General features: G+C 40.0%; 12 protein-coding genes, 2 tRNA genes and 3 rRNA genes. 7 read left to right on the forward strand and 10 right to left on the reverse strand.

Annotated elements, in window-relative coordinates:
• Position 1: 1 nt before the first annotated feature.
• Positions 2-484 carry an FKBP-type peptidyl-prolyl cis-trans isomerase gene (gene yaaD, locus SOI76_RS18415; protein WP_032056512.1) on the forward strand — a complete coding sequence of 161 codons (483 nt, stop codon included), beginning with the start codon at positions 2-4 and terminating at the stop codon, positions 482-484.
• 138 nt (positions 485-622) lie between these two features.
• Positions 623-1165, forward strand: a complete 543-nt coding sequence (locus SOI76_RS18420; protein WP_009387643.1) for an NADPH-dependent FMN reductase — start codon at positions 623-625, stop codon at positions 1163-1165.
• A 45-nt stretch (positions 1166-1210) separates the two neighbouring features.
• On the opposite strand, the gene SOI76_RS18425 is transcribed toward SOI76_RS18420, so the two are convergent.
• The 8 genes from SOI76_RS18425 to estA all read right to left on the reverse strand — a co-directional run bounded on the left by SOI76_RS18425 (position 1211) and on the right by estA (position 9246).
• Positions 1211-1522 carry an ankyrin repeat domain-containing protein gene (locus SOI76_RS18425; protein ID WP_104080390.1) on the reverse strand — a complete coding sequence of 104 codons (312 nt, stop codon included), beginning with the start codon at positions 1520-1522 and terminating at the stop codon, positions 1211-1213.
• A 192-nt stretch (positions 1523-1714) separates the two neighbouring features.
• A 5S ribosomal RNA gene (gene rrf, locus SOI76_RS18430) occupies positions 1715-1829 on the reverse strand.
• A gap of 183 nt (positions 1830-2012) precedes the next feature.
• A 23S ribosomal RNA gene (locus tag SOI76_RS18435) occupies positions 2013-4903 on the reverse strand.
• Positions 4904-5265: 362 nt separating this feature from the next.
• Positions 5266-5341: transfer RNA gene (locus SOI76_RS18440), tRNA-Ala, on the reverse strand.
• 55 nt (positions 5342-5396) lie between these two features.
• Positions 5397-5473: transfer RNA gene (locus SOI76_RS18445), tRNA-Ile, on the reverse strand.
• Positions 5474-5532: 59 nt separating this feature from the next.
• Positions 5533-7070, reverse strand: a 16S ribosomal RNA gene (locus tag SOI76_RS18450).
• Together the 16S, 23S and 5S rRNA genes with 2 tRNA genes alongside form the textbook arrangement of a ribosomal RNA operon.
• A 390-nt stretch (positions 7071-7460) precedes the next feature.
• Positions 7461-8018 carry a peptidylprolyl isomerase gene (locus SOI76_RS18455; protein ID WP_205668487.1) on the reverse strand — a complete coding sequence of 186 codons (558 nt, stop codon included), beginning with the start codon at positions 8016-8018 and terminating at the stop codon, positions 7461-7463.
• Between the two features lie 157 nt (positions 8019-8175).
• The gene (gene estA, locus SOI76_RS18460) at positions 8176-9246 is read right to left on the reverse strand and encodes an alpha/beta hydrolase (protein WP_017399656.1); all 1071 of its coding nucleotides are present in this window, start codon (positions 9244-9246) and stop codon (positions 8176-8178) included.
• A gap of 209 nt (positions 9247-9455) precedes the next feature.
• Between estA and SOI76_RS18465 the strand changes: the two genes are divergently transcribed.
• Positions 9456-9782, forward strand: coding sequence for a hypothetical protein (locus SOI76_RS18465; RefSeq protein ID WP_032056174.1), 327 nt, complete (start codon positions 9456-9458; stop codon positions 9780-9782).
• A 166-nt stretch (positions 9783-9948) separates the two neighbouring features.
• On the opposite strand, the gene SOI76_RS18470 is transcribed toward SOI76_RS18465, so the two are convergent.
• Together SOI76_RS18470 and SOI76_RS18475 are read right to left on the reverse strand one after the other, a co-directional pair.
• Positions 9949-10179: a hypothetical protein gene (locus SOI76_RS18470; protein ID WP_000733015.1), complete on the reverse strand. Its 231-nt coding sequence runs from the start codon at positions 10177-10179 to the stop codon at positions 9949-9951.
• Positions 10180-10571: 392 nt separating this feature from the next.
• Positions 10572-11438 carry an MBL fold metallo-hydrolase gene (locus SOI76_RS18475; protein WP_104080790.1) on the reverse strand — a complete coding sequence of 289 codons (867 nt, stop codon included), beginning with the start codon at positions 11436-11438 and terminating at the stop codon, positions 10572-10574.
• A gap of 107 nt (positions 11439-11545) precedes the next feature.
• Here SOI76_RS18475 and SOI76_RS18480 point away from each other — a divergent pair, with 107 nt between their 5' ends.
• The 4 genes from SOI76_RS18480 (at position 11546) to SOI76_RS18495 (ending at position 16449) form a co-directional block, all read left to right on the forward strand.
• Complete coding sequence (locus SOI76_RS18480) at positions 11546-12439, forward strand: LysR family transcriptional regulator (protein ID WP_009392834.1); 894 nt, start codon at positions 11546-11548, stop codon at positions 12437-12439.
• Between the two features lie 162 nt (positions 12440-12601).
• Positions 12602-13156: a nucleotide exchange factor GrpE gene (gene grpE / locus SOI76_RS18485; protein ID WP_002115470.1), complete on the forward strand. Its 555-nt coding sequence runs from the start codon at positions 12602-12604 to the stop codon at positions 13154-13156.
• A 118-nt stretch (positions 13157-13274) separates the two neighbouring features.
• Positions 13275-15215: a molecular chaperone DnaK gene (gene dnaK / locus SOI76_RS18490; protein WP_002115449.1), complete on the forward strand. Its 1941-nt coding sequence runs from the start codon at positions 13275-13277 to the stop codon at positions 15213-15215.
• 328 nt (positions 15216-15543) lie between these two features.
• Complete coding sequence (locus tag SOI76_RS18495; protein ID WP_104080789.1) at positions 15544-16449, forward strand: matrixin family metalloprotease; 906 nt, start codon at positions 15544-15546, stop codon at positions 16447-16449.
• Positions 16450-16528 lie beyond the last annotated feature (79 nt).

Here is a 16528-nt window from a genome sequence, read left to right on the forward strand (position 1 = left end):
TATGACCGAAATTATTCAACCTAACGAAGAAATTCGTATTACTGATGGTTCTAAAGTCGACCTACACTTTTCTGTTGCTCTTGAAAATGGTGTAGAAATTGACAATACACGTAGCCGTGAAGAACCTGTTAGCTTAACTATTGGAGACGGTAACTTATTACCAGGTTTTGAGAAAGCCCTTCTTGGCTTACGTGCAGGTGATCGACGTACTGTACATCTACCACCAGAAGATGCTTTTGGTCCATGGAATCCGGAAAATATTCAAACTTTTGATACGGTTAAATTTGAACAACGACCTATTCCTGGTCACATGATCGAGTTTGAAGATAAAGCAAAAGCAACTTTATTTGGTGTCGTGAAATCAGTGAATGATGATATTACTGAAATTGATTTCAACCACCCTTTAGCTGGCAAAAATATTACTTTTGAAGTAGAGATATTCAAAGTGACTCCAGCTGGCCAGCAAGGCATTAAACTCATGTAAATAAAAAAAGCCCTCTGAATGAGGGCTTTTTTATAATTTAATTTTTATTAGTGACATAAAAATCCTTACAAATTCTATATTCTCTCCTACCTATATAATGAATTAAGTTATAAAGATAAAAACTCTTAGGAAAAATACATGCTGGTCTATATTATCGTAGGAAGTGTTCGTGAAGGACGTACAGCAATTAAAGTTGCCAATTGGCTAGAATCCACAATTCCATCATTTAATCTAGAAGATTTTCAGACAGAAGTAATTGATTTAAAAGAGTGGAATTTACCGTTATTTTCAGGCTCTCACCCACCCGCTACCGGGATTTATGATCAACCTAAACAACAAGAATGGGCAGACAAAATTGCTCAAGCAGACGCATTTATCTTTATTAGCCCAGAATACAACCATGGTTACAGCCCAGCTTTAAAAAATGCACTTGATTATGTCGGTAAGGAATGGGGGGGTAAACCTGCTGCATTTATTGGCTATGGTTCAACAAATGGCTCTCGATCTATTAGCCAAATACGTCAAGTCACCTCAAGTTTAAGTATCATTGACCCAAACGCTGTTATAGAAATTCGGGATATATTTAAGCGCAATAAAGATGAAAAATTCGAAGCTAATGAGTTTGAAGTAAAAGGACTTCAATCCATTGTTGAGAAACTACAGAAATATCATTTGTCTTAAATTGAACAAAAGGCCTCTTTTCGAAACAAAAGAGGCCTTTTAATTTTACAAACTTTTTAAATAATTCACTACATCAGTATTACCAGCCATTTCTGCAAGCTCTAATGCGGTATATTCACTCTTATAAGCGACATGCGCACCTTTTTCAATTAAGAGTTGAACTATCTCTAAATGGTCATTTTCAGCAGCTGCTTGTAGAGCACTATATCCCTCATCATCTGTCTGGTTAGGATCTTCTCCATCTATTAATAATTCTTTTACTTGATCGATATCACCTAAAGATGCCCAATAAATCAATGCAGGCAAAGATAGCTCCTCATCATCTTCAGGTATAGGAGAGAAAGAATTAATTTTCATTGATGTGCCCAAAAATAAGAAATTTCAACATTATATTCATAGAATATAGCCAATATACAATTCTTACTTTGAATCTAAATTTTATTAAAAATCAAAATTTTTTATATTACCCGGGCAATAAAACTAACTTTAATATATTTTAGGCATAAAAAAACACCCCCATTCATTGGAACGGGGGTGTTTAGAATAATGAGCTGGCGATGACTTACTCTCACATGGGTAACCCCACACTACCATCAGCGCTAAGAGGTTTCACTTCTGAGTTCGGGAAGGGATCAGGTGGTTCACTCTTGCTATGGTCGCCAGCACAACTGTTTATGGATACTTGCTTCGTTTTATTCACTGTGTGATACGTTGCGTTTTCCAAATCTTTACAGACGGGCTGATTGAATCTGATTTTGTTCATTTTAGCTAAGCGTTTAACTAAATCAAGTTGCTTTGCATGTTTATGAATCGATTGATGCTTCACATACAACTGCTTGGGTGTTGTATAGTCAAGCCTCACGAGCAATTAGTATTGGTCAGCTTCACATATCACTATGCTTCCACATCCAACCTATCAACGTCCTAGTCTCGAACGGCTCTTTAGAGGAATAAATTCCTAGGGAAATCTTATCTTGAGGTAGGCTTCCCGCTTAGATGCTTTCAGCGGTTATCCCTTCCGAACATAGCTACCCGGCGATGCGACTGGCGTCACAACCGGTACACCAGAGGTTCGTCCACTCTGGTCCTCTCGTACTAGGAGCAGATCCTCTCAAATTTCCAGCGCCCACGGTAGATAGGGACCGAACTGTCTCACGACGTTCTAAACCCAGCTCGCGTACCTCTTTAAATGGCGAACAGCCATACCCTTGGGACCTGCTTCAGCCCCAGGATGAGATGAGCCGACATCGAGGTGCCAAACACCGCCGTCGATATGAACTCTTGGGCGGTATCAGCCTGTTATCCCCAGAGTACCTTTTATCCGTTGAGCGATGGCCCTTCCATACAGAACCACCGGATCACTAAGACCTACTTTCGTACCTGCTCGACTTGTGGGTCTCGCAGTTAAGCGCGCTTTTGCCTTTATACTCTACGCGTGATTTCCGACCACGCTGAGCGCACCTTCGTACTCCTCCGTTACTCTTTAGGAGGAGACCGCCCCAGTCAAACTACCCACCAGACACGGTCCTCGTCCCGGATAACGGGACAGAGTTAGAACCTCAACATTACCAGGGTGGTATTTCAAGGACGGCTCCATTGGAACTAGCGTTCCAACTTCAAAGCCTCCCACCTATCCTACACAAGTAAGGTCAAAGTTCAGTGTCAAGCTGCAGTAAAGGTTCACGGGGTCTTTCCGTCTAGCCGCGGGTACACTGCATCTTCACAGCGATTTCGATTTCACTGAGCCTCTGCTGGAGACAGCGCCGCCATCATTATGCCATTCGTGCAGGTCGGAACTTACCCGACAAGGAATTTCGCTACCTTAGGACCGTTATAGTTACGGCCGCCGTTTACTGGGGCTTCGATCAAGAGCTTCGCTTACGCTAACCCCATCAATTAACCTTCCAGCACCGGGCAGGCATCACACCCTATACGTCCACTTTCGTGTTTGCAGAGTGCTATGTTTTTAATAAACAGTTGCAGCGGCCTGGTTTCTGCGGCTGTCGTCAGCTCAGGAAGCAAGTTCCATCACCAACAACAGCGTACCTTCTCCCGAAGTTACGGTACCATTTTGCCTAGTTCCTTCAGCAGAGTTCTCTCAAGCGCCTTGGTCTACTCGACCTGACCACCTGTGTCGGTTTCGGGTACGATTCCTGTGTAACTGAAGCTTAGAGACTTTTCCTGGAAGCATGGTATCAGCCACTTCACTGTACAAGTACAGCTTGCTATCGGATCTCAGTATAGAGTACCCCGGATTTGCCTAAGATACATACCTACATCCTTCCACCTGGACAACCAACGCCAGGCTGACTTAACCTTCTCCGTCCTCTCATCGCATTACACAGAAGTATTGGAATATTAACCAATTTCCCATCGACTACGCCTTTCGGCCTCGCCTTAGGGGTCGACTCACCCAGCCCCGATTAACGTTGGACTGGAACCCTTGGTCTTTCGGCGAACGGGTTTTTCACCCGTTTTGTCGTTACTCACGTCAGCATTCGCACTTCTGATACCTCCAGCATACTTCTCAATACACCTTCATCGGCTTACAGAACGCTCCCCTACCACTTGACTAATGTCAAATCCGCAGCTTCGGCACATAGTTTTAGCCCCGTTACATCTTCCGCGCAGGCCGACTCGACTAGTGAGCTATTACGCTTTCTTTAAAGGGTGGCTGCTTCTAAGCCAACCTCCTAGCTGTCTATGCCTTCCCACATCGTTTCCCACTTAACTATGATTTTGGGGCCTTAGCTGGCGGTCTGGATTGTTTTCCTCTTGACTACGGACGTTAGCACCCGCAGTCTGTCTCCCGGATAGTACTCATAGGTATTCGGAGTTTGCATCGGTTTGGTAAGTCGGGATGACCCCCTAGCCGAAACAGTGCTCTACCCCCTATGGTATTCGTCCGAGGCGCTACCTAAATAGCTTTCGGGGAGAACCAGCTATCACCAGGCTTGATTAGCCTTTCACCCCTATCCACAAGTCATCCCCTGGCTTTTCAACGACAGTGGGTTCGGTCCTCCAGTTAGTGTTACCCAACCTTCAACCTGCTCATGGATAGATCGCCTGGTTTCGGGTCTATACCCAGCAACTAAACGCCCTATTAAGACTCGGTTTCCCTACGGCTCCCCTATACGGTTAACCTTGCTACTGAATATAAGTCGCTGACCCATTATACAAAAGGTACGCAGTCACACCACGAAGGTGCTCCCACTGCTTGTATGCATGCGGTTTCAGGATCTATTTCACTCCCCTCACAGGGGTTCTTTTCGCCTTTCCCTCACGGTACTGGTTCACTATCGGTCAGTCAGGAGTATTTAGCCTTGGAGGATGGTCCCCCCATATTCAGACAAGGTTTCACGTGCCTCGCCCTACTCGTCATCATTATGTGTGCCCTTTCGTGTACGGGAATATCACCCTCTACGTTCGCACTTCCCAGAGCGTTCCACTAAAACACACATAACTTAATGGGCTGATCCCCGTTCGCTCGCCGCTACTGAGGGAATCTCAATTGATTTCTTTTCCTAAGGGTACTGAGATGTTTCACTTCCCCTCGTTCGCCTTGCAACACTATGTATTCATGTTGCAATACCTACCTTAAAGTAGGTGGGTTCCCCCATTCAGAAATCTCCGGATCAAAGGATATTTGCCGCCTCCCCGGAGCTTTTCGCAGGCTATCACGTCTTTCATCGCCTCTGACTGCCAAGGCATCCACCACATGCACTTAATTACTTGACTATACAACCCCAAACAGTCGTCAACACCTACAAGTGAGTGTTGTCCGTGCGATTCTTCATCGCTACTATCTGTTGTCTGTGTACTTAAACACTGTACAGCTTCAATCTAAATTCATATACCAAAACGCTTGATTCAGTTAATTTGCTAGTTCTCAATCAACTCCAAGATCAGAATTACTTCCTCTCTTTTTGTTATTGAGTGAACAATTTATTTCAGACTCAATTTTGCCAATCTGTTAATGAATAAACATGCCTTCGTCAGGTCATGCTTAATACCGTGATACTTAAATCACAGAAGTTAATAAACCAAGATCTTAAAATCTCTATTTACTAATTTCTGTAATCCGAACTTCTCTTAAGTTCTGGTGGAGACTAGGAGAGTCGAACTCCTGACCTCCTGCGTGCAAAGCAGGCGCTCTACCAACTAAGCTAAGTCCCCAGCTTACATCATCAGTCATGTATCTTTTATCTATAACTTCAACTAGTCAAAGTCATGGTGGGTCTGACAAGACTTGAACTTGTGACCCCACGCTTATCAAGCGTGTGCTCTAACCAACTGAGCTACAGACCCTCAGATACATCTATGAAGAACAACTTGTTGTGGATTCTTACCAATCGTCAATCTTTCGTTAAGGAGGTGATCCAGCCGCAGGTTCCCCTACGGCTACCTTGTTACGACTTCACCCCAGTCATCGGCCACACCGTGGTAACCGCCCTCTTTGCAGTTAGGCTAGCTACTTCTGGTGCAACAAACTCCCATGGTGTGACGGGCGGTGTGTACAAGGCCCGGGAACGTATTCACCGCGGCATTCTGATCCGCGATTACTAGCGATTCCGACTTCATGGAGTCGAGTTGCAGACTCCAATCCGGACTACGATCGGCTTTTTGAGATTAGCATCCTATCGCTAGGTAGCAACCCTTTGTACCGACCATTGTAGCACGTGTGTAGCCCTGGCCGTAAGGGCCATGATGACTTGACGTCGTCCCCGCCTTCCTCCAGTTTGTCACTGGCAGTATCCTTAAAGTTCCCGACATTACTCGCTGGCAAATAAGGAAAAGGGTTGCGCTCGTTGCGGGACTTAACCCAACATCTCACGACACGAGCTGACGACAGCCATGCAGCACCTGTATGTAAGTTCCCGAAGGCACCAATCCATCTCTGGAAAGTTCTTACTATGTCAAGGCCAGGTAAGGTTCTTCGCGTTGCATCGAATTAAACCACATGCTCCACCGCTTGTGCGGGCCCCCGTCAATTCATTTGAGTTTTAGTCTTGCGACCGTACTCCCCAGGCGGTCTACTTATCGCGTTAGCTGCGCCACTAAAGCCTCAAAGGCCCCAACGGCTAGTAGACATCGTTTACGGCATGGACTACCAGGGTATCTAATCCTGTTTGCTCCCCATGCTTTCGCACCTCAGCGTCAGTGTTAGGCCAGATGGCTGCCTTCGCCATCGGTATTCCTCCAGATCTCTACGCATTTCACCGCTACACCTGGAATTCTACCATCCTCTCCCACACTCTAGCTAACCAGTATCGAATGCAATTCCCAAGTTAAGCTCGGGGATTTCACATTTGACTTAATTAGCCGCCTACGCGCGCTTTACGCCCAGTAAATCCGATTAACGCTTGCACCCTCTGTATTACCGCGGCTGCTGGCACAGAGTTAGCCGGTGCTTATTCTGCGAGTAACGTCCACTATCTCTAGGTATTAACTAAAGTAGCCTCCTCCTCGCTTAAAGTGCTTTACAACCATAAGGCCTTCTTCACACACGCGGCATGGCTGGATCAGGCTTGCGCCCATTGTCCAATATTCCCCACTGCTGCCTCCCGTAGGAGTCTGGGCCGTGTCTCAGTCCCAGTGTGGCGGATCATCCTCTCAGACCCGCTACAGATCGTCGCCTTGGTAGGCCTTTACCCCACCAACTAGCTAATCCGACTTAGGCTCATCTATTAGCGCAAGGTCCGAAGATCCCCTGCTTTCTCCCGTAGGACGTATGCGGTATTAGCATTCCTTTCGAAATGTTGTCCCCCACTAATAGGCAGATTCCTAAGCATTACTCACCCGTCCGCCGCTAAGATCAGTAGCAAGCTACCTCTCTCCGCTCGACTTGCATGTGTTAAGCCTGCCGCCAGCGTTCAATCTGAGCCATGATCAAACTCTTCAGTTAAAATCATTTTGCACCTTATTAAAGACAAGGTGCCAATTCTGGCTCATCAATTACTGACTTAAATTTCGCTCAAATAAACTTCGAGTAATTTAAACCAATCAATCAATGAAAATTATTTCGATTAATCAATCAGCAAAAATCCACACAAGTTGTTCTTCAATTCTCTTAATGATTTTTCTGCTCTTCGTCAGAGACAGAATTCAACGCAATACCAAGCTTTCATCTTAACCCTGTAAGCTAAGATATTCTCGTGTATCGCGTCGGGATGAGTGCATTATAGGGAAAAAAAACTGGTACGCAAGCACTTTTATAAATATGCATGTTCGACCGGTTCTTTTTCAGCCAAAAAAAATCTCAAAAATACACAAACATATGATTTATATAGTTAATTTATTTTTTAAGAGTTTTAAACTTTATATCTACTATCTTTATAGACTGTTTTGGTACGTTTTGATGCATGCCATAGTTTGATGTAGGGACCTGAACAATACGGTCAACCACATCCATTCCTTTAATTACTTTTCCAAAAACTGCATAACCAGGATTACCCGCAGAGCGATTTAAAAAATTATTATCTGCAACGTTTATGAAAAACTGACTAGTAGCTGAGTCAGGATTTGCTGTACGGGCCATTGCCAAAGTTCCTCGTGTGTTAGCAATTCCATTCCCAGCTTCATTTTTGATAGGTGCTCGCGTAGTCTTTTCCTGCATATTTGCAGTAAGTCCACCGCCCTGTACCATAAAACCAGGAATTACACGGTGAAATATCGTATCTTTATAAAAGCCTGACTTTATATAGTCTTTAAAATTCTTCACACTGTTTGGTGCTTTATCATCATAAAGTTGTATTTCAATATTGCCTACATTTGTTTGCATTTCAACTAAAGTGTCAGCCCATACTGAATGACTGCTTATACCCAAACAACATAACATTAATAATTTTTTCATATCTTCCTACAACAAAATGCCAAACTTAATAAATGATAAATTTAATCATCTATATAAAAGAATTCTAGTGAGTATTTATTATCTTTTATTTAGTGCTTTATATTTTGGATTAAAGTATTAGTCCACGTTCCACGTGAAACATGGACTAAGCTTTTATTTAACTATTTTTATCCCAGAACTTTCTGAAGTTTTTACTGATCTCGATGGTATAGCGTTTTGCCTTTTTCGAAATAGGTGTCAAGTTTATAAAACCGTGGGTTTGATCCGGATATTCTTCATAATGCATTTTGACGCCATTTTGTCTTAGCTTATAGCTATAAATTTTTGCTTCATCATGCAATACGTCATGACCAGCCGTAATCACAAAAGCTGGTGGATTCTTTTTCAAATTACCATAGGTTGGAGAAATAATTGGATCATCTAATTCTACATTATGCTGAGTTGCATAATATTGAGTGACATAATTAATATCGCTATCCGTCAAAACTAATCCTTCGTTATAAGCATAAAAAGAAGGATGTCGGCTTTTAAAATCAACTGTAGGATAAATGAGAAGCTGTGCTTGTGGAGCATAAGGTTTGTTTACTGATCGTTGAGCCACAACCGTACTGATATTGCCGCCTGCACTATCCCCTGCTACAGCAATACGATTTTTTAATATTTTTAGTTGTCTGCGATTTTGATATACCCAAGCTAATGCATCTTCACATGATTGGATTAAATGTTGAGGTGAGACCTCAGGTGCAAGTGGATAATCAATACTGAGTACTTGTACTTTTGCATATTTTGCCAATATACGACAAACCTCATCATGAGTATCTAAACCACCTACAACGAACCCTCCCCCGTGATAGAAAACAATCAGAGGTAATTTTTTATTCGGTGACGGATGATAGTGTCTTGCGAAAACAGTTCCACTTTGAAGCGGCAAACGAATGTCTTCCACTGAATCAATTTCAGTTGATTTCTGGCGTATAGCCAACATTTGTGTATCAAACTGCCGTCTAGACTCAATAGGATCTGAACCAATGAAACCAATACGTCCCTGTTTAATTTGTACGGCCATCATACATTTAGTGAATGAGTCGAGCTCTGGGTATTGGTAGGCATATCCAAGGATTTTGGCAAGTGATTCTTGAGCTAATCGAGGTAACTTATCAAGAGCTCGAGCAGCAGGCCCTTGGCCCTTATCTAGCAATGTTTGAATTTTTTGATTAAATGCTGTCATGCCTATCTCCATGAATTCCTCTTATCCTTCATATTTTCTACAGAATTCTTTGTTGTTTGACTATATTCGCATACAACTCATGTAATCAAGATACAAAGGTAAAAACCAATCTACGCTAATCTGATTTATAGCAAATGTCATTAACAAATCTGTCGTTTAAAACAGGATTTTTTTGCCAATTATTGTTAACAGAAAAAGGAGATTGGGCTATGTCAGCAAAACTAGTTGTTACTTTATTAGCAACCAGTCTTTTAACTGTAGGCTGTGTTGCTTATACAGATGACCCTTATTATCGCGGTGGTTATGGTTACCATGATCATGATGATGATCGTTATGACCGTAACGATGGACGTCGATATAGTGATTGGGAGCGAAAACGTTGGGAAGAGCGTAAAAGAATATACGAACAACAACGTAAAGATGCTCGTGAACAGGACAAAAATCGTCGGGATTGGGAAAAAAGACATCGTGAATGGGAAAAAAAACGCTTAGAAGATCGTGATCATGACCACCGAAATTATCGTCATGATGACTAATCTCATTACTATATAAAAAGCCCCAAAGAGATAAGTCTTTTGGGGCTTTTTTGAGAATTTTAAATTCTCTTAATTATAGAGTAATGAGTAGCAGCTCACTTCATACATAAATCGGCATCTTAAATATATGACTCTATAATTTTTTAACTGTTCTTATCGCTAAGAATTACTGAGCTGTCGCAGAACCTGAAACAGAACCAGAAGCACCAGCATCAACTTGACCTGGTTGTGCTTGACCAGAAACACCAGCGTCTACACCTACACCAGCTTGTACGCCAGATGGGCTAGCGCTAGTTTGAGCAGAACCTGATGCGTTTAAGCCAGCTTCAGATGCACAACCAACAGCTGTAAAAGCAACACCAGCAAGTACTACAGAGATAAGACCTAATTTTTTCATAATCGCTTTCCTTTCATTACGACAAACATTTAAATGCAAAGTTCATCTTCGCGCTGCCTATAATTCACAATTTTTTTTTCTGACGTGCGTATCATTGGTTGTCTTTTGTAGTAATAGAAGTACAAATTGTGCAATTTTTTATTAAAATCTCTTCCTTAGCCTCACCTCTACCTTTTATATAGAAGCTACAACTTAAGCTTTTGTTTAATTTTATCAATTTCTAATTTTTATCTTAGCCTTTTACTCTACTCAAAAATTTTCTCTTTATAGAAACGCTATATAAGGTGCGTAGAATGTTACAGAGACTTTTTACTTAAAAATGCCTTATCTCATCGAAAAAAGCCGGGTATAGACCACGGCTTTTTTGAATTTTTTTAGCGCTTCATCTTAAATTATGGCCATTGCATCTCGCCTTTTACAACTTTTGCGCCTAGCTCTAGACTATCCACACTCTTTAATGTTGGATATTGTTTCTGCATGAGCTGACTTAGCTCACCCGCATTTTTACTTACTTTGACCGCTTTCTCATAGCTCTTGAGATAGTCGATAGAAAAGTTAACCGCATCTAAACCTTGTGGAGCTCCCTCAACCATATGAGCTGGAACAACTGTTTGAGGCTGCAGTGCTTTAATATTTTCTAAAGTTTGAATCACTTCATTGCGGTCTTTAACTTTTGGTGTATCCGCCATCCATAAATGAATACCTGAAGAGACAGGAATACCACCTACTACTGCTTTAGAAGAAGGAATCCATAAATAAGTGAGTTCTTTCTTACCTTTAATCTCGATCAACTCATTTTCTAACTTTAAAGTTTTAGCAGTATAAGCTTGAGGCACAATAATTTGACTAGGCGCATTTGCACCCATTTGTGGACCCCAATATTTCACTTTAAGCGCTTGAGTATCTTGGATATGTTTAACAGTTTCTGGCGTTGCGATGATTTGTACATTTGGGAAGTATTGTTTAAATACATCTAAGCCAAAATAATAGTCCGGATCACCATAACTTACGAAAATTGTCTTTAATGTTTTACCACTATCCAAAATATCCGCAGCAATACGTAATGCTTCAGATTTTGAGAATTGCGCATTCACCAACAGAACTTCTTTATCGCCTTCAATTAAAGTAGAAGTCACACCAAAATGTTCGGGTTTAGCCAAGAAACTTTGGATTTTCAAATCTTGCGCAAAAGCTGAGGAAGTTACTGTTAAAGCAGTAGCAGTTGCTAGGACTGAAGCAGTTAATTTAAAAAATTTCATTATGTATTCTCCAAATTCATGAGAAATACTTTAAATTGCAATTCTTGTAAGGTAAATGCACTAAATTAAGATAAACTGTTGCATATATTGTAATAATGATAAAGCATATGGACACATTAAAAGCCATACAAGTCTTTGTTTCTATTGCTCAACATGGCAATTTAACCAAAGCCGCAGAACACCTAAATTATTCCCGTGCGATGGTTTCTCGCTATCTTGAGCACCTAGAGCACACATTCTCAACTCGACTATTTCAAAGAAATACCCGAAAAATATCTCTCACTCCAGCGGGTGAAAAAGCCCTCCTCTACTGCGAGAATATTTTACAACAACAGCAACTTTTACAAGAATTAGCCGCACCCGAACAACATAACGGTACGATTCGCTTTACCTGTGGTTTATTTTTATTTCAATTAGGGGTTGGGGAATGTATTCGCCAATTTAAACAGCAACATCCACATATTCAATTTGATGTATATCTGACCGAAAATACAATGGACTTAATTGATGCACAGGTCGATTTAGCCTTACGTATAACGCAAAAAGTTGCAGATGGATTAATTGCACGACCTGTTTGTCAAATCGAGTCTGTTTTCTGTGCTCATCCTGATTATTTAAAACAGCACAGTCCCCTCTCCCATCCAAGACAACTGATTCAACATGAATGTTTAGCTCACCATAGCCAACATCAATTTTGGACTCTTTTTGATAATGAACAGCAGCCTCAAAACTATCCTTTGAACGTTACCTTTAAAAGTAATGATGTAAATGCTGTTTATGACATGTGTATACATGCTCAAGGGGTAGCGATGCTACCTACTTTATTAGTTAAAAAAGATTTAAAAGAAAAACGATTAGTTCCTTTATTTAAAAACTTTTCAGCTCCTGAATTAAGTTTGTCGGTGGTATATGCTTCAAGGCAACATTTACCCAAAATAACGCAAGAATTTATTGCTTTTATGATCGAAAATTTAAATTTTTACTTAAAACCGCAAAATTAAAAGTTTTAAATTGCCGTGTACGCTTGAATTTTTAGGCAATGCCCATACTTCATCCCTATTAATGAATTACAGCATATGCATGGCAGTTCAGGTTTTACCCAGTAAATGCTGATGCCAAAAGGACTGTACATGTTTAAAAACCCATTTAAACGGAGATCATCAATGGCTAATGAGCAAAATGAGCAAGCTCAAGACATTCAACACGAGCAAGCAGAGCAATCTAATGAGCAAACTCAGGCTGAAGGTGTAGAGCAAGCAAACGACGTTACCGTTGAATCTTTACAAGCGCAAATCACCAAATTAGAAGAAAGCCTAAAACTTGAAAAAGCACGTACTGCGAATGCAGTTTACGAAGCACAAAAAAGTGTAGAGCGTATTCAACGTGAGTCTGACAAGCATAAAGAGACTGTGCTTGAAAAATTTGCAAAAGAATTACTAGATTCTGTTGATAATTTAGAGCGTGCAATTCAAGCAGCTGGCGATGAAGAAACACCAGTACTTGAAGGTATTAAACTAACCTTGAAGTCGCTGTTAACCACACTTGAAAAATTTGGTGTTGTAGAAGCTGATACAAAAAATGGCTTCAATGCGGATTTACATCAAGCTGTAGGTATTGACCCAAATGCTAAAGCGAATGAAATCGGTAGCGTTTTACAAAAGGGCTATACATTAAATGGTCGCTTATTGCGCCCTGCTATGGTTATGGTGGGTCAATAAATAATTTTTTGAGAGTTTTTAGATTTTTTTTCGCTAAAACGCTTGAAAAAAATAGATTCACTCTCATATCGGATAACAAGCAAAAACATTGCAAAAGAATTTTTGAGGAAAACGTCACATGGCAAAAATTATTGGTATTGACTTAGGTACTACCAACTCATGCGTTGCTGTACTTGAAGGCGATAAAGTAAAAGTAATCGAAAACGCTGAAGGCGCACGTACAACTCCATCGATCATTGCTTATAAAGATGGCGAGATCTTAGTAGGTCAAAGTGCTAAGCGTCAGGCAGTAACTAACCCGAAAAATACATTATTCGCTATCAAGCGTTTAATTGGTCGTCGTTATGAAGATCAAGCGGTACAAAAAGATATCGGTCTTGTACCTTATAAAATCATCAAAGCAGACAATGGCGATGCTTGGGTTGAAGTAAACGATAAAAAATTAGCGCCTCAACAGGTTTCTGCTGAAATCTTGAAAAAGATGAAGAAAACTGCAGAAGACTATTTAGGTGAAACAGTTACTGAAGCAGTTATTACTGTTCCTGCTTACTTTAACGATGCTCAACGTCAAGCAACTAAAGATGCGGGTAAAATCGCTGGTTTAGACGTTAAACGTATTATTAACGAACCAACTGCTGCTGCACTTGCGTTCGGTATGGACAAAAAAGAAGGCGACCGTAAAGTTGCAGTTTACGACTTAGGTGGTGGTACTTTTGACGTATCAATCATTGAAATCGCAGACCTTGATGGCGACCAACAAATCGAAGTGTTATCAACAAACGGTGATACTTTCCTTGGTGGTGAAGACTTTGATAACGCATTAATTGAATTCTTAGTTGAAGAATTTAAGAAAGAACAAAGTGTGAACTTGAAAAATGATCCACTTGCGTTACAACGTTTGAAAGAAGCTGCTGAAAAAGCAAAAATCGAGCTTTCTTCATCTAACGCAACTGAAATCAACCTTCCATACATCACAGCTGATGCAACTGGTCCTAAACACTTAGTGATCAATGTAACACGTGCAAAACTTGAAGGTTTAGTTGCTGATTTGGTTGCTCGTACAATTGAGCCTTGTAAAATCGCACTTAAAGATGCTGGTCTTTCGACTTCTGACATCTCTGATGTGATCTTGGTTGGTGGTCAGTCTCGTATGCCACTTGTACAACAAAAAGTACAAGAATTCTTTGGTAAAGAGCCACGTAAAGACGTGAACCCTGATGAAGCAGTTGCAATCGGTGCTGCGATTCAAGGTGCTGTATTGTCTGGTGACAAAACTGACGTTCTTTTATTAGACGTAACACCATTAACTTTAGGTATTGAGACAATGGGTGGTGTATTAACACCAATCATTGAGAAAAACACGACGATTCCTGCGAAGAAATCACAAGTGTTCTCTACTGCTGCTGACAACCAGCCTGCTGTAGACATTTCTGTTTACCAAGGTGAACGTAAGATGGCTCAACAAAACAAATTGTTGGGTAACTTCCAATTAGGTGACATCCCACCTGCTCCACGTGGTGTGCCACAAATTGAAGTATCTTTCGACATCAACGCTGATGGTATCTTGAAAGTATCTGCTAAAGATAAGAGCACTGGTAAAGAGCAATCGATCCAGATTAAAGCGAACTCAGGTTTGTCTGATGCTGAAATCGAAGCAATGATTAAAGATGCTGAAGCGAATGCTGAAGAAGATCGTAAGTTTGAAGAACTTGCAAAAGCTCGTAACGAAGCTGATGCATTAATTTCAAGCTCGAATAAAGCAGTTAAAGATCTTGGTGATAAAGTTACTGAAGATGAAAAAACTGCTGTGAGCACTGCAGTTTCTGAACTTGAAGCAGCAACTAAAGAAAACGATGTTGAAGATATCAAAGCGAAAACTGAAGCTTTACAAAACATCTTGATGCCTATCACTCAACGTGCTTATGAACAAGCACAACAAGCTGGTGGCGCTGAAGGCTTTGATCCAAATGCATTCCAAGGTGGAGATGCGGGTCAACAAAAAGCAGATGATGGCGTTGTAGATGCTGAATTTACTGAAGTTAAAGATGACAAAAAATAATTTGTTTCTTTAATAAAAAACCGTGCTTAGGCGCGGTTTTTTATTAGTTACAAAAAATAACAATACATTTTTCAGTATATTTTTAAATTATTTAATGTCAAAAAGATCAATCATAAAAAATAAGTTATTAATTTTAATTAAGATTTTTTTATTAAAAAACCACTGTTATTTATTACATTAATTATTCCATTATTGCCAAGTCTAAAAACTTCTTTTGTAATTTTTTTATCAAGATCACACACCTTACTAATCTATTGAAGTTTTTATCATTTTGACGAATTAAATTAACTAGCTAACAATAAGATTTATTTATATTTTTTATTTTGCCATGAAAAAATTTCTATGGTGGGGATTGAGCTTATGCTTATGCATGGGCTTACAAACAATGCTGTTTGCTCAAAGCAACCTTTCAATCAGCTCATCTCAAAAACCTTTAAAATATCGAATTGCCTTTATTGACCCGCGGTTTCAAATCACCAAAGAACAATTTATTGAGGTAAGCCAACAAGCGGCTGAAATCTGGCAAAAAGAGACTGGGAAAACCTATTTTATTTACGATTCACAGGCTCAACTGTCAATTAACTTAATTTATGATGACCATCAAATGTTTAAAGATGAGCAACAAAAAAATTTGGATGCACTTTTGCAAAAGCAGAAAGCTTGGCGCATTAAAAATGAAGAAATTGTTCTAAACAAACAGCAAGTTGCTCAACTATCAAGTGATTTAAACAAGAAAAAGGTCAGTCTAAAAGTTGAGTTTGAACAATATCAACAAGACGTAATACGCTTTAATCAAAGAGAACATCAGTACGCTCATGCCGATAATTTAAAAGAACGGCAAAAACAACTAGAGCAAAAATCGGAATATATAAAAAGTGAAACAAACGATTTAAATTTTAAAATCCAAATACTTAATATAAAAATCAAAGAATTAAATCAAGAGCAAAGTGATTTAGCCGCTTTAAAAACACAATTTAAACTAGAGCAAAAAACCAATATTCAACCCTTCCATAAAGGCTTATTTAGCCAAAACCAAATTCAGATTTATGGTTACGCCTCATTAAATGATTTACGTTTGACCCTTGCTCACGAACTTGGCCATGCTTTAGGCCTAAAACATACTACTGATCCTAAATCCTTAATGTACCCCTACTTAAAAGAGCAAGACATTCATAATTTTAAATTAACAAATTCTGATTTAGATTTATTAGGTTCAATTTACAGGTCTAATTAAGAAAATAATTAAAGTTAAATGATTAAAAAAACTAAATAAAACTAAATATATTAAATTTTTTCTAAAAAACTATTTGGCA

The sequence above is a fragment of the Acinetobacter pittii genome, from assembly GCF_034064985.1.
GTDB lineage: Bacteria > Pseudomonadota > Gammaproteobacteria > Pseudomonadales > Moraxellaceae > Acinetobacter > Acinetobacter pittii_H.